General features: G+C 54.7%; 16 protein-coding genes and 2 riboswitches. Of the genes, 13 read left to right on the plus strand and 3 right to left on the minus strand.

Annotated elements, in window-relative coordinates:
- Positions 1-174 precede the first annotated feature (174 nt).
- Both AC0YNV_RS21565 and AC0YNV_RS21570 read right to left on the minus strand, forming a co-directional pair.
- The gene (locus tag AC0YNV_RS21565) at positions 175-1,494 is read right to left on the minus strand and encodes a glutamate-1-semialdehyde 2,1-aminomutase (protein ID WP_475769852.1); all 1,320 of its coding nucleotides are present in this window, start codon (positions 1,492-1,494) and stop codon (positions 175-177) included.
- 128 nt (positions 1,495-1,622) lie between these two features.
- Complete coding sequence (locus AC0YNV_RS21570; RefSeq protein WP_475769853.1) at positions 1,623-2,756, minus strand: LCP family protein; 1,134 nt, start codon at positions 2,754-2,756, stop codon at positions 1,623-1,625.
- Between the two features lie 520 nt (positions 2,757-3,276).
- Here AC0YNV_RS21570 and AC0YNV_RS21575 point away from each other — a divergent pair.
- Genes AC0YNV_RS21575 through bcp form a run of 4 tightly spaced genes read left to right on the plus strand, consistent with a single transcriptional unit; the run spans position 3,277 to position 6,530 of the window.
- Entirely contained in the window at positions 3,277-4,404 is a 1,128-nt protein-coding gene (locus tag AC0YNV_RS21575) for an ABC transporter ATP-binding protein (RefSeq protein WP_475769854.1), read from the plus strand.
- Entirely contained in the window at positions 4,397-5,191 is a 795-nt protein-coding gene (locus AC0YNV_RS21580; protein ID WP_475769855.1) for an ABC transporter permease, read from the plus strand. The genes AC0YNV_RS21575 and AC0YNV_RS21580 overlap by 8 nt, the downstream gene beginning before the upstream one ends.
- A gap of 6 nt (positions 5,192-5,197) precedes the next feature.
- Positions 5,198-5,992, plus strand: a complete 795-nt coding sequence (locus AC0YNV_RS21585) for an ABC transporter permease (protein ID WP_210042600.1) — start codon at positions 5,198-5,200, stop codon at positions 5,990-5,992.
- A gap of 58 nt (positions 5,993-6,050) precedes the next feature.
- Complete coding sequence (bcp, locus tag AC0YNV_RS21590; protein ID WP_475769856.1) at positions 6,051-6,530, plus strand: thioredoxin-dependent thiol peroxidase; 480 nt, start codon at positions 6,051-6,053, stop codon at positions 6,528-6,530.
- 508 nt (positions 6,531-7,038) lie between these two features.
- Here the strand turns inward: bcp and AC0YNV_RS21595 are convergent.
- Positions 7,039-7,917, minus strand: a complete 879-nt coding sequence (locus AC0YNV_RS21595) for a hypothetical protein (protein WP_475769857.1) — start codon at positions 7,915-7,917, stop codon at positions 7,039-7,041.
- 311 nt (positions 7,918-8,228) lie between these two features.
- Here AC0YNV_RS21595 and AC0YNV_RS21600 point away from each other — a divergent pair, with 311 nt between their 5' ends.
- From AC0YNV_RS21600 to AC0YNV_RS21640, 9 genes are all read left to right on the plus strand, one after another.
- A complete protein-coding gene (locus AC0YNV_RS21600) occupies positions 8,229-9,263 on the plus strand; it encodes an AAA family ATPase (protein ID WP_475769858.1) in 1,035 nt (344 codons plus the stop codon).
- Positions 9,260-10,858 carry a DUF58 domain-containing protein gene (locus tag AC0YNV_RS21605; protein WP_475769859.1) on the plus strand — a complete coding sequence of 533 codons (1,599 nt, stop codon included), beginning with the start codon at positions 9,260-9,262 and terminating at the stop codon, positions 10,856-10,858. The genes AC0YNV_RS21600 and AC0YNV_RS21605 overlap by 4 nt, the downstream gene beginning before the upstream one ends.
- Positions 10,839-13,460 carry a transglutaminase TgpA family protein gene (locus AC0YNV_RS21610; RefSeq protein WP_475769860.1) on the plus strand — a complete coding sequence of 874 codons (2,622 nt, stop codon included), beginning with the start codon at positions 10,839-10,841 and terminating at the stop codon, positions 13,458-13,460. The genes AC0YNV_RS21605 and AC0YNV_RS21610 overlap by 20 nt, the downstream gene beginning before the upstream one ends.
- A 455-nt stretch (positions 13,461-13,915) precedes the next feature.
- Positions 13,916-15,454 carry a glutamine-hydrolyzing GMP synthase gene (gene guaA / locus AC0YNV_RS21615; RefSeq protein ID WP_475769861.1) on the plus strand — a complete coding sequence of 513 codons (1,539 nt, stop codon included), beginning with the start codon at positions 13,916-13,918 and terminating at the stop codon, positions 15,452-15,454.
- Between the two features lie 146 nt (positions 15,455-15,600).
- A riboswitch (purine riboswitch) is annotated at positions 15,601-15,701 on the plus strand.
- Between the two features lie 159 nt (positions 15,702-15,860).
- A complete protein-coding gene (locus tag AC0YNV_RS21620; RefSeq protein ID WP_475769862.1) occupies positions 15,861-17,258 on the plus strand; it encodes an NCS2 family permease in 1,398 nt (465 codons plus the stop codon).
- 266 nt (positions 17,259-17,524) lie between these two features.
- Positions 17,525-17,626: riboswitch (purine riboswitch) on the plus strand.
- A gap of 262 nt (positions 17,627-17,888) precedes the next feature.
- Positions 17,889-18,374 (plus strand): 5-(carboxyamino)imidazole ribonucleotide mutase, encoded by a 486-nt coding sequence (gene purE / locus AC0YNV_RS21625; protein WP_210042537.1) that lies wholly within the window; start codon positions 17,889-17,891, stop codon positions 18,372-18,374.
- Positions 18,371-19,651, plus strand: coding sequence for a 5-(carboxyamino)imidazole ribonucleotide synthase (purK, locus tag AC0YNV_RS21630; protein ID WP_475769863.1), 1,281 nt, complete (start codon positions 18,371-18,373; stop codon positions 19,649-19,651). Before purE ends, purK begins: the two co-directional genes overlap by 4 nt.
- Before the next feature lie 5 nt (positions 19,652-19,656).
- Positions 19,657-20,952: an adenylosuccinate lyase gene (gene purB / locus AC0YNV_RS21635; protein ID WP_475769864.1), complete on the plus strand. Its 1,296-nt coding sequence runs from the start codon at positions 19,657-19,659 to the stop codon at positions 20,950-20,952.
- Between the two features lie 295 nt (positions 20,953-21,247).
- Positions 21,248-22,138: a phosphoribosylaminoimidazolesuccinocarboxamide synthase gene (locus AC0YNV_RS21640; protein ID WP_475769865.1), complete on the plus strand. Its 891-nt coding sequence runs from the start codon at positions 21,248-21,250 to the stop codon at positions 22,136-22,138.
- Positions 22,139-22,220 lie beyond the last annotated feature (82 nt).

Below are 22,220 nucleotides of genomic sequence, written 5' to 3' on the forward strand. Positions count from 1 at the left end.
CAAAGCTCCCGGCGTTCTTGTTGACATGAAGCTTTAGAGGAATTCAGAACAGCAGCAGTATTATATGTGAAACCGCGTAAAAGGCCGTCCAGCTGTGGACGGCCTTTGGCGCTTCTATGCATAGGATGATGAAACGGGAGTAAGGATAACGTTAAACCGCTGCGCCGGATGAAATTAATCCTGGCCCATCGTCTGGAACGCGACCCGGGCAGCAGCCAGGGTCTGGTCAATATCCGCTTCGGTATGCGCGGTAGTGAGGAACCAGGCTTCATATTTGGAAGGCGCCAGACATATTCCCTGCTCCAGCATCAGCCGGAAGAACCGTGCGAACCGCTCGCCGTCGGCAAGCTGGGCCTGTTCATAATTCGTCACGGGATTTGTGCAGAAATGAGTCGAAAATGAGCCTCGGATGCGGTTGATCGTAAGGGGAATACCCTGATCATCCGCCAACTGCTGCAGTCCTGTGCTGAGCTTGAGGGCGAGAGTGCTCATTTGTTCGTAAACGCCGGGAGTCTGAAGCACTTCCAGACAGGCGATACCTGCCGAGATCGAGGCCGGGTTGCCGGCCATCGTGCCCGCTTGATAGGCAGGCCCGAGCGGCGCAACCTGGGCCATCACGTCCTTGCGCCCGCCGTAAGCGCCGATTGGCAGACCTCCGCCGATGATTTTGCCCAGTGCGGTAAGGTCGGGCTCAATCGCCTGCCGATCGGGAAAAGCCTCATAGGTCTGGGCGCTGCCGTAGTGGAAGCGGAAGCCGCTGATGACCTCATCGTAGATGACCAGAGCGCCGACTTCGCGCGTCATCCGGCATAATTGCTCCAGGAAGCCAGGAGCGGGCATGACCATGCCGAAATTGCCGACGATAGGTTCTACCATCACAGCGGCCACATCCTCGCCCCAACGCTCCAGAGCCTGGTGAAGTCCATCCGGATCGTTGAAAGGAACCGTAATGACTTCACTGGCAATGCTGGGCGGAATGCCGGCGCTGTCGGGAATTCCGAGCGTGGAGGGACCGGAGCCGGCAGCCACAAGCACCAGATCGGAATGGCCATGATAGCAGCCCGCGAATTTGATTATTTTATTGCGCTTTGTATAAGCGCGGGCAACGCGGATTGTCGTCATCACCGCTTCTGTGCCCGAATTGACAAAACGGACCTTGTCCATCGAGGGAATGGCGGTCTTCAGCATCCTGGCAAGTTGAATTTCCAGCTCAGTCGGCGTACCGTACAGGGTCCCGTTCTTCGCCGCACGGATAATGGCATCCGTAATATGAGGATGGGCGTGACCGGTAATAATGGGGCCGTAAGCGCAAAGATAATCAATATACCGATTGCCGTCAACATCCCAGAAATAAGCGCCTTGTGCGCGTTCCATAAAAACAGGGGCACCGCCGCCGACCGCCTTGAACGAGCGCGAAGGGCTGTTCACACCTCCGACGATATGCTCCAGCGCCTCGGTGTAGAGCGCCTCCGAACGGGTATGATTCAAAGACATGTTGTTGCCTCCTGTCGAATTTACTTTATTATGTACTTCTCCGGAATCGGCTTTCGCTTATCCGCCGGATAACAAAACAAAAGGGCGATCCGCTCGCGAATTCACCCTTTTGTTTATGATGTTACCGGTTATTCGTTCGTTTTGGTGCTTGAGTCGGTATTGGAGCTTGAACTTGTACTGCCTGTATTCGTGCTTGAACCGGTATTGCCTGAACTGGAAGTATTTGCGCTTGCTCCGCCTGCATTGCCGGTACCGGTAGTTGTTGTATCCGGTGGTGTTGAATCCTCCGCTAGGATTTCCTGCACGTATGTCAGGAGCTCTTCATCATCGCGGATAGAGAGCACCGAAGCGCCTGAGACTTTGCGGTCACCGATGTTATCCATCGGGGGAACCTGCGCTTGGCCGGCCAGCTGCGTCTTCACTCCGAGCTGGGCAAGCTTGAGCATATCGGAAATATCCAGATTCGTTTCGATATAAGGATTGACGCTCTCAAGAATTTGTTTCATTTTCAACAAATTCCAACCGTTCTTGAGCTTGTCTGCAACAGTATCCAGAAAATTGCGCTGCCGCTCTGTCCGTGTGAAATCGCTCATCGCATCATGGCGGAAGCGCACATACATAAGCGCATGCTCGCCGTCCAGATGCTGAAATCCTTTTTTGAGATGGATGTCATAGCGGTTGCCGTCGGCATTATCGACATAGTTCATGTTCTTCTCAACGTCAAAATCAATTCCGCCGATGGCGTCGATCAACGATTTGAAGCCTTCGAAATCTGTATACACATAATATTGAATATCAAGTCCGAGCATACCGCCGATCGTCTTCATGGCCAGATTCGGTCCTCCGAGCGCAAGCGCGGTATTGATCCGGCCCTCGCCATGACCTTCAATCGGCACATACGTATCGCGCAAAACGGAGAACAAATGAGCTTTCTTCGTTACCGGATCGATAGATGCGACCAGCATGGAATCGGATCGTGCCGCTTCATTCTTCTCCAGCCCGCGGTTGTCGCCGCCCATGAGCAGAATGTTGACGCGCTCCGTTCCTTCCCATTCAACCGGTTTTTCTTCTTCTTTCACTTCAAACTGTCCGAAACGGGATTCTTCTTTTGGTTTTTGCAGGGTGTCCAGTTGATTATATATACCATATCCTTGATATGCTGCGTAGGCGCCAACGCCTCCCACGACAACAAACAGGATGGACAAGACGATAATAAGCGGTTTTAGCCATGGTCTTTTCTTGTTTGATTTCACCCGCGGCATCCTTTTTTGTTCCCCTCCTTGGTATGATTCACGTTTGTTTTTGGAATTGTCTGCATGGATTAACGAATGATGAAAGGTACTGGTGATTACTTCTTGATTGAAAGAAGAACTTACGTGAAGCTGTTCTTCATCATAAAATTATAAAATGTTTTGACATGCAGAAGCAAGTTTTATCTTGTATTTGGTGTGTATTGGTCGTTAAAAAACCCTCTTAATACAATAAAATGTCGAAAATAAAGCTGAAACGGCTCATTTCGGCCAGCCTTGTTAGATGGAATGAAAATTTTACTATACGGTTTCAGTACTCATAAAGGAAAATTATAGAAACCAAAGATTAGCTTTGTTTAAGAAATCTTTGTAAAGGACCCCGAGAAACCCCGTGAAAAACGCCGCAATGGAGAAAAAAGGAGGACTTTCCTGCTTGAACTCGCCTGGCTGACGGCGTATAAATAGATAGAGAAATCGAAAAAAAACGAACATTTCCCAGGAAATGTCGAAGAGAAAAGAGGAAGCTTCCGCAATGCTAGCGATTGATGTCAAAGATTTGCGCAAGCAGTTCAGTGTCCAGAAAAACCGCGAAGGACTCGGCGGGGCGCTGAAGGATCTGTTTAAGCGTGAATATAATGAAATTACAGCTGTAAAGGATATTTCCTTCCAAATACCTCAAGGTGAAATATGCGGTTATATTGGAGAGAACGGGGCCGGTAAATCAACAACCATCAAGATGCTGACCGGCATCCTCGTTCCTACCTCCGGACATATTCAGGTTAACGGCTTCGTCCCGTTCAAAGACCGTGAGAAATTTGTGAATGGAATCGGAGTCGTGTTCGGTCAAAGAAGCCAGCTATGGTGGGATATCGGAGTTATTGAGTCCTTCCAGCTGCTGCGCAAAGTATACCGTGTTCCGGAGGAGGAATTCCGCAAGCGTCTGAATGAACTGGTGGAGCGGCTGCAGCTCGGGGATCTGCTGAACCGGCCCGTACGCAAGCTCAGTCTCGGTCAGCGGATGCGCTGCGAGCTGGTTGCGTCGCTGCTTCATAATCCTTCCATTCTATTCCTGGACGAGCCCACTATCGGGCTGGATATTGTCGTAAAAACTGAAATCCGGGATTTCCTGAAGAAAATCAACCGGGAGCAGGGGACGACCATTCTTCTCACCACGCATGACCTTCAGGATATCGAAGCGCTCTGCACAAGGGTTATTATGCTGGATGATGGCAGAATCATCTACGACGGCGGCCTGGATGAGCTGAAGTCGCGCTGGAGCAAAGGGCGTGAAATTCAATTCCAGTTCGGCGAACAGCCGGATATCCGTGTGCTGAAGCAGCAAACGGAAGGCTTAAGCGGAGTGAGCTGGTCCATCGACAATGAAGTAACGGCGACAATGTTCCTGCCTCATGAAATCAATGTTTCCGATGCGCTCTCGCGTGTTGTCGGAGGAGTCGCAGACATCCGCGATATCAAAATCATGGAGACCAATACAGACGAGATTGTCCGTGAAATTTATAAATCCGGCTCGGCTTCGCAGGAGACGGCGGATAAGCTCAGCCAATATATGGGGGAACGGACACCGGAAAGCTCTGACGGGACAGCCGCTCCAATAACAAAGGACAGCAGCAGCGAGAAGGAGCCGGTACATCATGGGTAGCGCATATCTGGATCTGATCCGGATCCGTTTCCTGATGATGCTCGCTTATCGCGTTAACTATTACAGCGGTATTGTTATTTATGCCATTAATATCGGAGCTTATTATTTTCTTTGGGAAGCGATCTTTGGCGATCAGAAGGTGCTTGGCGGATTTACGCTTGGGCAGATGACCACCTATGTGGCCGTCTCCTGGATGGCCAGAGCGTTCTACTTCAATAATCTGGATACGGAGATAGCCAACGAAATCCGGGACGGCAGCGTGGCGATCCAGTTTATCCGGCCTTATAATTATTTGATCGTAAAGCTGATGCAGGGCTTCGGGGAAGGGATTTTCCGCCTGCTGCTGTTCATGGTTCCGGGGCTTGCGATAGCCTGCCTGCTGTTCCCGGTCAAGCTGCCTACGGATCCCGGCGTATGGGCGCTTTACTTTGTCATGCTGGTGCTCAGCTTTCTGATCAACACCCAGATTAATATGCTGACGGGGCTGTTTGCTTTTTTTGTGGAAAATAATCAAGGGATGCTGCGGATGAAGCGCGTCCTGGTTGACCTGTTCTCAGGCGTTGTAGTACCGATCTCGTTCTTTCCCGGGTGGCTTGCCGTGACAATGAAATGGCTGCCCTTCCAGGCGATTACCTACCTGCCGAGCTCGGTATTTACCGGCAGGGTTGCGGGCTTCGAGGCGATCCGGGTGCTGGGCGTCCAAATAATCTGGTTTCTCGTGCTGATCATCCCGATCGCATGGGTATGGCGGCAGGCGCGTTACCGGCTGTTCGTTCAAGGAGGTTAAGGCGCAATGCGATTCTATTGGTCATTATGCGCGGAATACATGAAGAATTATGTCAAGACCAGACTGACTTACCGGATGGACTTCTGGGTCGAGGTGCTTTCGGATTTATTGTTCCAGGGCGTGAACCTGATCTTCATTCTCGTCGTGTTTCAGCATACCGCATCGCTGGGCGGCTGGTCGGAAGCCGAGGTGGTGTTCGTCTATGGCTTCTTCATGGTGCCATCGGGCATCTTCGGGATTTTCTTTAATCTATGGGGCTTCAGCGAGCGTTATATAGTCAAGGGCGAGATGGACCGCATATTGACCCGTCCAGCCCATAACCTGTATCAGGTACTGCTGGAAAATATGGACCCTCCATCCCTGTTCGGCTCCATTGTCGGCGCGGTCATTATGGCAATAAGCTGGTCGCAGCTGGGCCTTCCGTTCGAGCTGCTCGATGCGCTCATGTTGGTGGTCTTCACGCTGGGCGCTGTATTTATTTACGCCGGTCTGTATATTGCGCTGACCGCCATTTCCTTCTTCTCGGATGCGCCGACGGGTATTTTGCCGCTTATGTACAATATCCAGAACTATGGACGGTATCCCGTCAACATTTATAATAAAACCATCCGTTTTCTCCTGACGTGGCTGCTGCCCTTTGCCTTCGTCGGTGTCATCCCGGCTTCTTATTTTCTCGACCGCAAGGAAGACGGGCTGTCCACGCTGTCGCTGCTGACGCCGGTGATGGGAATTGTCGTACTGACAATTGGGCTCATGGTCTGGAACTACGGAGTCAAGCGCTACCGCGGGGCGGGCTCTTAGGCTGAGCCTGACCTGGATGTTATAAGGAAATCAAACGGGGAAGGGAGAGAAGCGAACAATGCCGGCAAAAAAAGCAAAGGCGCGCATTGGAAAACCGGCACCGGATTTCTCTCTGGAGACCGTTGGCGGGCGCCGGGTGAAGCTGAGCGATTATCTCGGTCAGAAGGTGGTGCTATTCTTTTATCCAAAGGATATGACTCCGGCGTGTACACAGGAATCCTGCGATTTTCGCGATAATTATGCCGGATTTGGCGAGAGCGGGACGGCTGTGCTCGGGATCAGTCTGGATACGGCAGAGCGGCATGAGCGCTTCGCAGCCAAATACGAGCTGCCTTTCGAGCTGCTTGCCGATACCGAGCATGAGGTCTGCGAGCTGTACGGTGTCTGGCAGCTGAAGAAGCTGTATGGCAAAGAATATATGGGTTTGGTCCGGTCGACCTTCCTGATTGACGAAAAGGGCAAGCTGGTCCGTGAATGGCGCAATATTCGGGTTAAAGGGCATGTGCAGCAGGTGCTGGAAGCGGCGCAAAGCCTTTAACCGGTGCAGGCAGGCATGCCAGGTGCGAAGTTTATATGGGAAGGTTAAGAAATGCCGTATTGCCGGTGAGGGCAATACGGCATTTTCTGTTTTTGCAAACTATTTGTGCCGGTAATAAATTGAGTGGGGATCCGGCGCAAGCAAAGCCAAAAGACGGCTCCAGTGAGGAAAAACCTGCTTACACTCATGCCAGCCTCGGTTCCGAGCGCTGTAGGCGGGAAAAACCTTACTGCGTGGCTGGTCCGGGGCCAGCCAAGCCCTAATGACGGTACCAGTGAGGAAAAACCCGCTTACATGCAGGCCAGCCTCGATTCCGATCGCTGTAGGCGGGAAAAACCTCACTGCGTGGCCGGTCCGGGGCCAGCCAGTCCCTGACCTCTATAAAATGTGGAGCCACTTGTGCAAGCCGCCAAAGCGGACGAGAGCTTTTTTAACTGTACAGATTATCCGGCCATGACGGTACTATGAGCTCCATTGAGCTCCATTCATCCTTGGCAGCAGTACTGAGCTAGTGTACATGTGATCTGCCGCTTGCGGCATAGACTTCCTGCTTGCGGAGAAGCAGAGCAAGCGGCACCAGTGAGGTAAGAAAGAAGCAGCACGCAAGAACCGGAAGGACCGAAAACTCCATAATGGAAGCCCCATTAACGGTCTGCCAACCTATGGCGCCTAATCCAAGTATAAAACCGATACCCGTGATATGGATCAATCTTCTGCGTTTCTGGCTGTTAAGGGATGAGCGTTCCGTCAACCATGCAACCAGGGGTACAGCCTGCAGCGCATGGAAGCCGAGGCCGTGCAGCCAGATAATATTGCCGCTCATCCCGACGAATCGGCTTTGATTGACTGAAATCCAGATACCGGCCGCAAAAGAGAGCAGGACGGCAATCATCGCATATCGGATTCCCAGCACCAGCTCAGGACGAAGTCCGGAGGCTTTCCTGCGGAAATATTGAATGCCCAGGAACAGATAGAACAAAACAAGCAGCAGGGCAACGAAAGCAAAGCCGGAACCGACCGCGACATCAAAGCTCGAACCGCCCTCTACGAATCTCGGATTGACGCCGCGGAAGTTTTGGATCGTTTCCGCCCCGTATGAATAAAGCCCAAGCGCGATATAAAACCAACGGAAGAAAGCTCTCCCTCGCGTCCCCATTCCGGATAACGGACTGATAGCGGCTGTCGACAGCAAGAATAATCCCAGCGCCGCATCGAAGGAAATGGCTTTGGAGACATCCCCATTCGGGGCTACAGGACCTCCGTACAGCAGAACCCATACCGCACATACCCCTGCAAGCACAAAACCCAGCAGCCCGGTAAGCACCAGCCATTTCTCTCCTTCAAAAAATCTTGCTCCCGTACCCGTTCTTGCCGTTGTTTGTTTCACTCCTTAAACACCCTTCCTTCTTATAAAATTGTTACTCTTATCTTATAAGGAGGGGTGGTCTTGACGTGATAGGCGTAAGGATGAAATCCATGCGGTCTCCGGTATGATTTTATGCTCTGTCTACAGACTTAGTAAGGCCAGTCCTCAAGGGTGCTTATTTTCAGTAGCCGATAACAACTGGAGTATCGTACAAACCCCGATTGGTCAGGCTGGAGCTTCTCGCAAACTATGAGACTAAACAGGAGAGGATGTGGAAATGCTAGCTGATAGACAGGTCGCGAGGGAAAGCGATGAAAGGATTGTGATGCACAGTGATTCCGAATCAAACGGCAAATGAGCTGGAATCTTCGGTTTTTCAAAATCATGGGGAGCCTGAAGGCTGGCCGGAAGCGTCCAGCGGACTGTTGAAGCTGATGATTGCCAGAATCAACAGTGTTTTTGTAGGCAAAAACGAAGTTGTCGTTCAAGTGATGGCAGCGCTGCTCGCCGGGGGTCACGTGCTGCTGGAGGATGTGCCGGGCGTTGGCAAAACGCTGCTGGTGAAGGCGCTGGCCCGTGTGATGGGCGGGGATTTCCGCCGCATTCAATTCACCTCCGATATGATGCCGGCAGATGTAGTGGGAGGCATGGTGTGGGACGGGAAGCGCGGAGAGCTGGTGTTCAGGAAGGGACCGCTTATGGCGAATGTTGTCCTTGCCGATGAGATCAACCGTACTCCGCCGCGTACCCAATCCGCGCTGCTTGAGGCGATGGAGGAACGGAGCGTAACAGCCGATGGAGAGACCATGCGGCTGCCAAAACCGTTCATGCTGCTGGCGACCCAGAACCCGCTTGGCGACGACGGGACTTATCCGCTGCCGGAGGCGCAGCTGGACCGTTTCATGATGCGGCTGTCGGTTGGCTATCCGTCCGCGGAGGATGAACTGTTCATGCTGGAGTCCGGCGAGGGTCGGCTGCAAGCCGAAGAGCTGCGCCCGGTTATTATTCCGGAGGAATGGCTGCGCATGCAGAAGGATGCCCAGTCGGTGCATGTACACTCGGCTCTGCTGACCTATGTTGTAATGATCATCCATGCCACGCGCTGTGCGCCGGAGCTGCTGCTTGGAGCAAGTCCGCGGGCCACCCGCGACTGGGTTCGCGCCGCACGGGCGACCGCTTATGTGGCGGGACGCCGTTTTGTCGTGCCGGATGACATGAAGGCGACGGTCGAGTCCGTTCTGGCACACCGGCTCATTGTTAGGGATGAGTCGCTTGCGCAAGGGCATTCCGCAGCCGCTGTGCTCAGACGGATTCTGGAGGAGACCCCCATACCGGCTCCAACCTCGGATGGCGGCCGAACCCGATGATCCGGTCCGGGGACAGGTTTGGAGGATTGAACTCCAATCTTCAGGCAACGAGCAGCACAAGGGGGATTGGCGGGATAGCCGAACAAGCGGCGGGAAGAGGGGCCAATCCCTTGGCCGAGGCCCCGACTACTGTGAAACAGTTGGGAACCAAGCCGCGCAGCCGCCATCTTGCACGGCTTATGCTCGTTATGCTGGTTATTGTCTGCCTGCTTGCTTTGCAATCGCGGGGAGGTGCTGTGGAGTGGCTGCTGACCGCAGTTGTTTGTGCTGCCGCCGTTTGGTGCCTCATCATCCCTTATGCGGCTATAGGCAGCATTCAGATTGTACGGACCATCAAGGAGAAGGGAACTCTCTCCGATGGGGGAACGATACAGGTCGAAGTGAACGTCAAGACGACAAGGCCGCTTCCGTTAATGTGGATTTCGGTACATGAAGAGCTTGAGAATAATTCCGCTTCCAATGGCGACGGCCGCGCATCGCTCCAGCGGCGGACACTGGAAATTCCCTGGCTGCGGCGCAGCCATTCTTTTTCATATTCCGTGAGCGGGCTGCACAGGGGAGAATGGCGTTTTCGTCCGGTGCAGATCAGCGCAGGCGATTTGCTTGGAATAAGCATACGGAGCTTCACGATCCCTGCACAGGGAAGCGTAACGGTAGGAGCGGAAGCCCCGCTGGGAGAGAAGCTGGAAGGCTTGCCTGCTTCTATGGAGGGGCGCAGCCGGGCCTATGAACGCCGTCCCATCGACGCGACGGGCATGACTGCCAAATTCGCCCGCCGCCGATCGGGGGCAGGCTCCCAGTCTCGCGGGTATATCCCTGGTGATCCGCTTTGGCGCATTGATTGGCGGGCGATGGCCAGAGGGCTTGGCATGCAAACCCGGCTGCATGACAATGATGCGCCCAGCGATATCATTGTTGTGCTGGATGGGAATTTGAGCTCGTATGGCGGAGACGGGCGCTTGTTTGACGCCAACTGCGGGCGGGCGGCCCAGGTGATACGCCGCGCATTCTCGGCAGGAAGCGGTATAACGCTCCTGATGACGGGCCATGAAGAGGCGGTTCTCCATGTTCATGCCCTGGATCACAGGAGCCTGCAGGCTGCAGAGGAACGGCTTCTAAGATTGCAGCCGTCCGGCCGTCAACCGTTTTTCGACCAGCTTGGGAATATCATTGCCCGCCTCCCGCACGGCTCAGCTGTTATCTGTTTGACAACGGCGCACAACGGCGGCAAAAGGGCTGTCCGCGGTACAGCACTGACGGCAGGCGCTGTACAGGGAACAGGCAAGAGTGCCCACGTACAGGCAGCAGGTGGTTCCGGTTATATGGCGCATGCTTCAAGCGAAGCTTCTATGAATGGCGGCGAGCCGGAGAGCAGCGACAAGGCAGCCTATGCCGCCCGTTTGGCCGCAGCCCGCCGGGGGAAGCTGTATATGCTGCTGGCATGCGCGGGGGATGCTGCAGATAGCGAACGGCTGTATATGGAGGAACTGATTAAGCGTGGCTGCCGGGCGGTGCTGCTCCCGCTTCCCGCTGCTTACCGGAGGCAGCCTGAAATTTTGGAAGGGGGAGACGGCTATGCCAGTGTCCGTATCTGATACACCGGCCCGAGACAATAAAGATATGCTGGCCATCGAGAAGGAAAGCGGATTTTTTGCCAGCTTCCCGCGCCGTTTTATAACGAGTCTGCTGCTGTTCGGACTCCTGTCGGAGTGGCTGTTGCCCCTGGAGCAGTTAAAGGCTTATACCGAGCTTTACCGGATTTATCCCGTTATTGCGGCGATCGGCTGTTATTTGGCGATCGGCCTTTTTGTGCCTCCGCTGTGGGTTTCGCTGACGCTGAGCAGCCTTGTATGCCTTACAACGGTATTGGTGCTGTTCGGTGTCCAAACTCCTTCGTTGACCGATGCTTTTGTGCAGCTTGTCGAGGCGCTGAGAGCTGACGCTCTGGGGCTGCTGCAAGGAAATCTGCAGCTAAGCGGGGAGACGCGCACCCTGCTGTTGGTTGCCGGACTTGGCATGATGGCCGCCGCAATCCAATCTCTGGTATGGCTTCGTCAATGGGGGATCGGTCTCGCCGTGCTGACTGCCGCTTATCTGGTGGCCCTATCCGCATTTCTCGGCATGGATGTGCTGCCTGGTCTGATTCGTACCTGCCTGGAAGGATTGGTGCTGGGCATGCTGCTGACCCTGCCGCGCGTGGAGAGAACCCTTGGACCGATCGATGCCTACAAAGGGCGCGGCGGACTTCTGGCGGGATGGCCGTCAGGCTGGTGGAGCGCGGCTGCCTGGGCAGCTGTGCTGCTGATGGCAGGCGGATTATGGGCGGCGCAGGGAGCGGAGTCTTCAGGCGAGCAGGCGCCTTGGGCAGAGCAGGCAGTCGAATGGGGAACCAGCCGGTTGAACGGTGAACATTCGCAAGGGGCAATGAGCGGCCAAATTCCCGGAGACCTGCAGACAGGCGCGGATTGGGGCGGTGGCGCGCTGACCGGCTACGGCTTCGATGACCGCTCCCTGGGCGCGCCGATTTCCCCGGATGACACTATATTGTTTAAGGTGCTCACCCCGCAGCCGACTTATTTGCGTGGAGAGAGCAAGGATACCTACGACGGACAGGGGTGGATTCAAAGCAAACAGCGTCTGGAGCTGCGGGCAGTCGCCGGCGGCGGCTTGATTGCCGGGGATGGCGGCGCTGTTCATGTGGCCAGCCTCTCCGCCGGTTCAACCGCCAGAGAAGCCGGGCAGGAGGGGGACTTGCTCCGCCAGACCGTCACGGCCGTTTATCCCGCGGAGGGCTGGCCGCTGTTCAGTGCAGGGGCGGACGCCAAAGTATTGTCGCTGCAGCTGGCTGCTGCCCATGGTGATGCCGACGTCTTGGGCTATCGGGCCGATACGGCAACCGGAGCTTTATACCCGGAGACGGCCAGCCAGCGTATCTATCAATATACAGTGGAAACCACACTGCCGGATTTGCAGGCCCTATCGTCTGAAGCGGATAAGCCCGGGCTGCTGGATCCGGAAGATATTGTACGCGACTATACCCGGCTGCCCTTATCCCTGCCGCCGCGTGTCGGCCAGCTCGCAGGAAACATTGCAGGCGCAACCGATGGCGGAAGGTATGAAATTGCAAAGGCTGTCGAAAGCTATTTGCGCAGCCATTATGCGTATACGCTCAAGGATACGGCGATTCCCCGAAAAGGGGAGGATTTCGTCGATCAGTTCCTGTTTGAGCAGAAGCAGGGGTACTGTGTCCATTTTGCCACGGCCATGACCGTGCTTCTCCGCACACAGGGCATCCCGGCCCGTTATGTGAAGGGATTTGCGGCGTCCGGGGAGACGGAATCGGATGCCGGTCAGGCAGAGGGGCGGCAGAGCGGAGGGCAAGAGGCCGGTAGTGGGAACGCGGGAGCGGCAAGGCTGCAAAGCTACAACGTGCGTGCAAGCGACGCTCACGCCTGGGTAGAGGTGTTTTTCCCGGGCGCCGGCTGGGTGGCTTTTGAGCCGACGCCGGGTTTTGCGGCGCCGATTGGCGAAGCCGGCGGAGGAGCATCGGCTGATTCGGCCGATGCTGCCCGGCAGGGGCTTGCCGCTCAGGCGGGCGATGCCGCCGCAGCGGGAAGTGCCGCAGGCGCGCCGGGCCGCGTTATGCGCGCGGCAGCTCAGCTGCAGGCGGCCGCGGTGCGGGCCGCCGATGCCGCTCTGCTCGAGGCGGATGCCCTCGCGCAAGCGGTTCGCGGCGCAGCGGCGGCCAGGCCATGGGCCGTGGCCGCGCTGGCCGCAGGCGCCACAGCCGCCGCCGTGCTGCTGGCGGCGGCGTGGCGCAGGAGCGAACGCCATGCGTTCGCCACAGCGCTGCACAAGTATGGCAGCGCTCTAGCAGCGGGCCGGCGCACAGCGGCCCGCGCGTATTTCCTCGCGCTCGCGGACGCGTGCTGGCGTGAGCTGCAGGCTGGCTGCGGCGCCCGGGGAACCGGCCGCACGGCGCGTGAATATACGGCGGCGCTGAACCTGCCGCCGGACACCGCACGGCTGATCGCCGACTTCGTCCGTTGGGACGAAGAAGCCCGCTACGGCGACGACTTGCGCGAGCCGCCGTCCGTGGCGCAGCTTCAGCTGCTGATTAGCGCGCTGCAGCCGGGCACGATCGGCAAAGCCGTGCAATCGCAGCAGGCCTTGCAGCGGAGACTGGCAGCCAAATAACTCTCGGCACCTCGCACGGCTCCCCGCGCGGGGTGTGACGGTGCATGATGGTTATCAACCTCACGCCCGCCCAGCTGCCCTTTTCTTTCGCGGCGGAAGCTTTTTAGGATACGAAGAAACAGCCTGGGCGTTCAAGCGCCCAGGCTTTATTTGAAGTTTCGCAGCGTATTGAAATCCCGCCACGCGCATCACCCGTCAATCTTCTGCCGGAGGCTGGCGGCAACCGCCGTCCCTTTATTTTGCCTGAAGCATTTCGTGAACAGTATGCCCTGACAGGCATTCCCTCCCCGATTCTGGACGGCGCTCAACAATCGCCTTTACTATGCCTTGACTGTCCCAAACGACGTTATATATAATGATCACATTGATTTCTAGTATATGCTTCCGAAGCGGGATTGTTTGGCTCGCAGGATCAGATATCCGAAGTATAGCAAAAAATCCTGAGGAGGCACGGCATGGACAAGCCAAATGAAATGATTATCGTCCTTGATTTCGGGGGACAGTACAACCAATTAATCGCAAGACGTATCCGGGATCTGGGCGTATACAGCGAACTGCTCCCTTATAACACGCCGGTGGAGCGGATCCGCGAACTGCAGCCGAAAGGCATCGTGTTCTCGGGAGGACCGGCAAGTGTCTATGAGGAGAAATCGCCGCTTGTAGATCCCGCTATTTATGATCTGGGTCTGCCGATCTTCGGCATCTGCTACGGCATGCAGCTTATGTCCCACCAATTGAACGGCAAAGTCGAACGGGCTGGCAAACGGGAATACGGCAAGGCCGATGTGGACTTCGTTATGGATGCCACGCTTGTACAAGGACTGGAAGGCCGTCAAACCGTCTGGATGAGCCATGGCGATCATGTCGTGGAACTGCCGGAAGGCTTCCGCGTCGATGCCAGCACGGACCATGCGCCAATCGCTGCGATGAGTCATGCCGAGCGCAAGCTGTTCGCCGTTCAGTTCCATCCGGAGGTTCGCCACTCCGTTTACGGCAATGAAATGATCCGTAATTTCCTTTATAATGTATGCGGCTGTGAAGGCACCTGGAGCATGGAAACCTTCATTGACGATACAATCCGCGATATCCGCGCCCAGGTTGGCACCGGCAAGGTGCTGTGCGCGTTATCGGGCGGCGTTGATTCTTCGGTTGTGGCGATTCTGCTGCACAAGGCGATCGGCGACCAGCTCACCTGCATGTTCATTGATCACGGTCTGCTGCGCAAAGGCGAAGCGGACAGCGTCATGGAGACCTTCGTCGGCAAATTCGACATGAAGGTGGTCAAAATCGACGCCCGCGACCGTTTCCTCGGCAAGCTGGCCGGCGTTGACGATCCGGAGCGCAAGCGCAAAATCATCGGCAACGAGTTCATCTATGTGTTCCAGGAAGAATCCGATAAATTCGAGAATTTCGAATTTCTTGCCCAAGGCACGCTTTATACCGATATTGTGGAGAGCGGCACGGCAACGGCGCAAACAATCAAATCGCATCACAATGTCGGCGGGCTGCCGGAGGATATCAAATTCAAGCTGGTCGAGCCGCTCAAAGCGCTGTTCAAGGACGAAGTGCGCAAGGTCGGCGAGGAATGCGGACTGCCGGATGCTATCGTATGGCGCCAGCCGTTCCCGGGTCCCGGACTTGCCATCCGTGTGCTGGGCGAAGTGACGGAAGAGAAGCTGACGATCGTCCGTGAATCCGACGCCATCCTGCGCGATGAAATTGCCAAAGCGGGCCTTGACCGCGAGATCTGGCAGTACTTCACAGCGCTGCCGAATATGAAAAGCGTTGGCGTTATGGGCGATGCGCGCACCTATTCGTATACGGTCGGCATTCGCGCCGTTACCTCCATCGACGGAATGACGGCGGACTGGGCGCGCATTCCCTGGGATGTGCTGGAGAAAATTTCGGTCCGGATTGTCAATGAGGTGGACAACGTCAACCGCATTGTCTATGACATTACATCGAAGCCGCCGGCGACGATCGAGTGGGAATAAATTTCAAGAGCCTGGACTCCTCCATTGAGGGATTCCAGGCTCTTTTTAACAATCGAGACTTCAGCCAATCCTCTATGAAACTATTTATTTTTTTAATTGACAGTTTTGCAGCAACGTCCTTAAAATGATGTATAGTCATGTTTCACATTGACAATTGCACAACTTTTCGTATAATCCCAGGAATCGGCCTGGGAGTCGTTTGCGGGATCACCGTAAATGATCTGCTACGAAAAGCTGGAAGAAGGAAAGTGTGGTAACGGTCCGCCATGCGCCTGTCATGCTGTCTCATGGATAGCAGCAGTCCTGATTCCTGTTTTGCCCGGAACCTGGGGAAGATGCTGACTTATAGGCATATATTTCTCAGGTTTCTTGTTGTTCTGTACACATGTTTTGGGGAGGTTAAAAAATGGATGGTTTCTTTCGACTGAAGGAAAACGGAACAAATGTACGGACAGAGATTATGGCAGGCCTCACCACTTTCATGACGATGGCTTATATTCTGGCTGTAAACCCGAGCATTCTTGGCGGAACGGGGCTAAGCGTATATTCCGTATTCCTTGCCACTGCGCTCGCGGGCGGTATTTTTACCATTGCAATGGGCTTGTTCGTCAATTTTCCGGTCGCGCTTGCGCCGGGGATGGGACTCAACGCTTATTTTGCAACGACTGTACTGGCTTCACAAGCCACAAATTCACCGATTTCTCCGGAAATGGCCCTTACGGCCGTATTTATCTCGGGTATCATCTTTCTGATACTGACGCTCACGCAAATCCGCCAAATGCTGATCACCGCTGTTCCGGACAGCCTGAAGCATGCGATTACGGTCGGAATCGGATTGTTCATCACGATTATCGGGCTCAAGAACAGCGGGCTGCTCACAATCGGCGTGGAAAATACGGCAACGGACATTCCGAAAGCCCAATTCACCGATGTACTTAGCTTTGAGACGGTTATTCATATGGGCAGCCTGGAGAATCCGACCGTTTACTTGACGCTGGCAGGACTTGCCCTGATAGCCGTATTGATGGTGCTTCGCGTACCGGGAGCGATACTGTGGGGCATTTTGGCAACAACAGTCATTGCGATTATCACTGGCGATGTGAAAGTAAGTGCAGCGCTCGAAGGGCAAACATGGGCGCCGAGATTCGGCGAGCTGAATTTCTGGGATTTTGATTTCGAGGGCGTATGGCAAACGGGATTGATCTCTGTTATTGCGACCTTTACGTTCGTTGAATTGTTTGATACCTTTGGTACGCTGGTTGGCACGGCCAACCGTGCCGGTATTATGAAAGACTCTGTAGAGGGCAAGAAAAGGGTCGGTAAAGCGATGTTCGTCGACGCAGTTGGCGTAAGCGGCGGAGCGATGCTTGGAACGAGCACGGTCACAGCTTTCGTGGAGAGCTCCGCAGGTATTGCCCAGGGCGGGCGGACAGGCCTGACAGCCGTTACGACGGGTGCAGGCTTTCTGGTTGCTTTGTTCCTGTGGCCGATTATCGCGCTCATACCGGGCTCGGCAACGGCCGCTGCGCTGATTATTGTCGGGGTGCTGATGGTGCAGTCGGTGAAGGAAATCGACTTTAAGGATATGGTTTATGCCATCCCGGCGTTCCTGACCATTGCAATGATGCCGTTCACCTACAATATCGCCAACGGCGTTTCGTTCGGTATCGTCACCTATGTCCTGCTGGCGACTGTGGCTAATTTGTCGGGCAAAAGCGATGTTAAATACAAGATTCATTGGCTGATGTGGGTTTTGGCGGTTCTTATTATTGCCAGATATGCCTTTATTGGAAGCGCGGGCTAGATCAGCGCGATATGCCGGGTACTGCCAACCAAGAGAAGACAGCCCTGGACCGGTGCTGTCTTCTATTTGGAGTCTCTTTTATCACGATCGTGCACATGGTTCGTAATTAAGCAGACTGGTTTAGTCATGTTAGAAAATGTACAGGGAATATATGGGAATCGTGGTATAAACACGAACTATTTTATTAAAATGAAGATTAATGTTCGTCTTTCTGCGTTGACAATCTGACATGGGATTGTTACACTAGAAGAGGTTTGAAAGTGGTTTGTCGATTATTGCTGATGCCTCGTATATCCTTGGGAATATGGCCTGAGAGTACCTACCCGAAGACCGTTAATTTTCGGACTATGAGCTCATGAAACAAAAGAAGCAGGTTGCCGCCTATCAGGGGCAGCCTGATGTTGTCTTTATCCAGTCCAATCCGGTTTGTAGCGCCTGCTTGCAGGACGCCATGCTGCCGGAATCATGAGACGAGATAAAGCTTCTTGGTTCCATGGTTGTTCATGTCCCGAAGCCTTCCTCCAAAATTGGAACAGGTGCTGAGGGGCTTTTTTTCTTCTTTCAGGCAGCTTTAAGGCAAGGACAAGGATAACGGAACAACATTTTATATAAAAGGTGGTTATCAATCGCATGTCAGCGAAGGTAGGCGTCATAATGGGCAGCAAGTCCGATTGGGAGACAATGAAACTAGCCTGTGACGTTCTGGATGAGCTTCAAATCGCTTACGAGAAAAAGGTTGTATCGGCGCATCGCACGCCGGATCTCATGTTTGAATACGCGGAAACCGCCGCATCCCGGGGACTTAAAGTCATTATTGCCGGAGCTGGCGGAGCTGCACATCTGCCCGGTATGGTCGCTGCCAAGACGATTCTTCCGGTTATTGGCGTGCCCGTCAAATCCTCGACCCTGAACGGTCTGGATTCCCTGCTGTCCATTGTGCAGATGCCTGGCGGCATACCCGTCGCCACCGTTGCCATTGGTAACGCAGGGGGGACGAATGCAGGACTTCTGGCAGCGCAAATGATCGGGGCGTTCGAGCCGGAAGTGCAAGCCCGCGTTCAGGCAAGGCGTGACCGGGTACAGCGCGAGGTAATGGAAAGCAGTGAGACGTTATGAGCGGTCAAGACAAGCAGGTCCCTATTCTTCAGCCGCTTGACCTGGAAGGTATCGAGGGCGGTCTCGGAAGCTGCGGCATAGACGGATGCGAGCCGGCGGAGAAGCAAGCTGTTGTTGATTCCCCGCCGGTGCAGGTCATTTTGCCCGGATCCACGATCGGCATTCTGGGCGGAGGCCAGCTGGGCCGGATGATGGCGCAGGCCGGCAGCGCGATGGGGTACCGGTTTGTCGCCCTCGATCCGACGCCTGATGCACCTTGCGGCCAGGTAGCTCAGCAGATTGTTGCCGCTTATGATGATCGTGAGGCGGCAGCGGAGCTTGCCCGGAGGGCCGATGTCATTACTTACGAATTTGAGAATGTCGATGCCGATGTGGCTGCGATGCTCATGGAGACCTCCTATGTGCCGCAGGGCAGCGGGCTGCTTTACACCACGCAGCATCGTCTTCGCGAGAAGCGGGCGATCGAAGCGGCCGGGGTGCGTGTCGCACCCTACAGCGAGATCCGCAGCGTGGATGAGCTTAGAGCGGCTGTGGACCAATTCGGTCTTCCCTGCGTGCTGAAGACGGCAACGGGCGGCTACGACGGCAAGGGCCAGTGGGTCATACGCAGCGAAGCGGAAATCGGCGAGGCATATGAGACGCTGAAGCTGGCAAGGACGGAGCTTGTTCTTGAGAAGTTTATCTCATTCGACAAAGAATTATCCGTCATCGCCGCAAGAAGCCCGCAGGGCGAAATCCGAACGTTCCCGATTTCGGAGAATGTTCATGTGGACAACATTTTGCATCTGTCGATCGTCCCTGCGAGAATCGATGAAGCTGTTCAGCAGAAGGCGCGGCAGCTGGCATCGCAGATTGCCGAAGGGCTCGGCGTTGTCGGACTGATCGCTGTGGAGCTTTTTGTTACCGGGGATGGGGAGCTGTTCGTTAATGAACTGGCTCCAAGGCCGCACAACAGCGGTCATTATACGATGGAGGCCTGCCGGACCTCGCAATTTGAGCAGCATGTCAGAGCGGTTTGCGGTTTGCCGCTCGGCGATACAGCGCTGCTGACTCCTGTGGTCATGGTCAATGTGCTTGGTGAGCATATACAGCCGCTTGTCGGGCGTATGGCTGAGCATGATGCTGCCGCTGAGCGGCTGAACGTCGCACCGAAGGTTCATTTGTATGGAAAGCATGAAGCCAAGCATAAACGGAAGATGGGACATGTCAACGTATTGGCGGATGACGTCGATACGGCACTTGCCTGGATCGCCGAAACAAACATTTGGAGGGTTTAAAATTCATGTTAGAACGTTACAGCAGACCGGAAATGAGAGCCATTTGGACCGAAGAGAACAAATTTAAAGCCTGGCTGGAAGTTGAGCTTTGCGCTTGCGAGGCCTGGGTTGAGCTTGGTGTCATTCCACGCGGTGATGTAGAGGCGCTTCGCAAGGGAGCAAGCTTCAGCATCGACCGGATCAACGAGATTGAGCTGGAGACACGGCATGATGTCATCGCCTTCACCCGCGCCGTATCTGAGACGGTCGGTCCGGAGCGCAAATGGGTTCATTACGGTCTGACCTCCACGGATGTGGTTGACACGGCGCTTGGCTACCTGCTGCTTCAGGCAAATGAAATTCTGGAGCGTGACATTACGAACTTCATTGAAATCCTCCACGGACAAGCGGTGGCATATAAAGATACCCCGATGATGGGGCGTACGCACGGCGTTCATGCCGAGCCGACCACATTTGGTCTTAAGGTAGCGCTTTGGTACGAGGAAATGAAACGGAACCTGGAGCGCTTTCGCCATGCGGCGAATGGCGTGCAGTTCGGCAAAATCTCCGGTGCGGTTGGAACGTATGCAAATATCGATCCTTTCGTAGAAGAATTTACCTGCCGCAAGCTTGGCATCTCGCCGGCGCCGATCTCGACCCAGACGCTGCAGCGCGACCGTCATGCGGAATATATGGCGACACTGGCGCTCATCGCCACATCGCTTGATAAATTCGCCACCGAGATCCGCGCTCTGCAGAAGAGTGAGATCCGCGAAGTGGAAGAGGCTTTTGCCAAGGGGCAAAAGGGTTCCTCGGCCATGCCGCATAAACGCAATCCGATCGGCTGCGAGAATATTTCCGGTCTGGCCCGCGTGATCCGCGGCCATATGATTTCCGCGTACGAGAACGTTACGCTGTGGCATGAACGCGATATCAGCCACTCCTCCGTCGAACGGGTGATCCTGCCCGATGCGACGATGCTGCTCAATTATATGCTGAACCGTCTTGGCAACATCATCAAGAACCTGACCGTATTCCCTGAGAATATGAAACGCAATATGCAGCGCACATACGGCGTGCCTTTCTCCGGCCGCGTGATGACGAAGCTGATCGACAGCGGCTTCAGTCGCGAGCAAGCCTACGACACCGTGCAGCCCCGCGCCATGCAGGCATGGGAAGAACAGCGTCAGTTCCGCGAAATTATCGAATCCACTCCGGAAATTACGGCGGTTCTGGGGCCTGAGGATATCGACGATGCCTTCAACCCGACCTGGCATCTGAAGCATGTGGACACCATTTTCAAAAGGCTTGAACTGATCTGATCCGGAGGCTTACCGCCGGATTAACACTGTTAACGGAGCTGCATAAACTTGCAGCTGATGGTGTGGTAACACAACGATAACGAGCTGCATAAGCCTGTGGCTAACGGTGCAAGCAGCGCAACGATTGCTGACAACCGAGCTGCTCAAATATGCAGCTAACGGTTGCAGCAACACAACATTTGCTGACAACCGAGCTGCCTGATTATGCAGCTAACGGTTGCAGCAGCAGCACAACAATTACTGACAACCGGGCTGCTCAAATATGCAGCTGACGGTTGCCAAGGAGAGATAACCAATGACATCACCTGCATTGTCAACGGCTTCAGATTACGTTAAAGCTCCGCTGGTCTATAAAGGGAAAGTGCGGGAGCTGTACGATCTGGGCGAGCATTTCCTGATCGTGGTAACGGATCGCATCAGCGCGTTCGACTATGTACTCGATCCGGCTGTTCCGGAGAAGGGCAATGTACTGAACCGCTTGTCGGCTTTCTGGTTTGAGGAAACGGCAGCCATCCAGCCCAATCATGTTGTACATACCGATGTTTACAAGCTAGGCGATATCGTGACCGAACCGGAGCTGCTGAAGAACCGGATTATGGTCACCCGCAAAGCGGAGCGCATCGATATGGAATGTGTGGTACGGGGCTATATCACCGGCGGTGGTTGGAGACAATATGTTCAAACATCCGCAATTAACGGAATCGAGCTCCGGGAAGGGCTGCGCAAGAATGAGCGGCTGGAGCAGCCTCTGTTCACGCCCGCCGCGAAGAACGACGTGGGCCATGACGAGGATATTCCTTTCGAGCGTATGCAGGAGCTGATAGGCGCAGATCTTGCTGTCGAGCTTCGCGACCGCAGCATCCGGTTGTATGAATTCGTCCGGGCCTATTGCGAAGAGCGGAGCATTATTCTTGCAGATTGCAAGTTTGAATTTGGTCTTATTGATGGTCAGATCATTCTGATCGACGAAATTTTCACACCGGACTCTTCCCGTTTCTGGGCAAAAGAAAATTATGAGTACGATATCGAAATCGACAGCATGGACAAGGAACCGGTCCGCAAGTATTTGCTTGATTCGGACTGGGACAAGGAAAGCCGGCCCGACCCGCTTCCGCTGCATGTCGTTGAAGAAACAACACGCCGTTATCTTGACATTTATCAGCGCCTGACCGGCTCTTCTCTATAAAATCAACAAGATTAAAGCTTTATAAGCTAAAGTCATACAACATAACCCGCGGGGCAAGCAAAGATGTCCCGCACCCCTAATC

It is taken from the genome of Paenibacillus sp. JT31N11 (genome assembly GCF_056269285.1).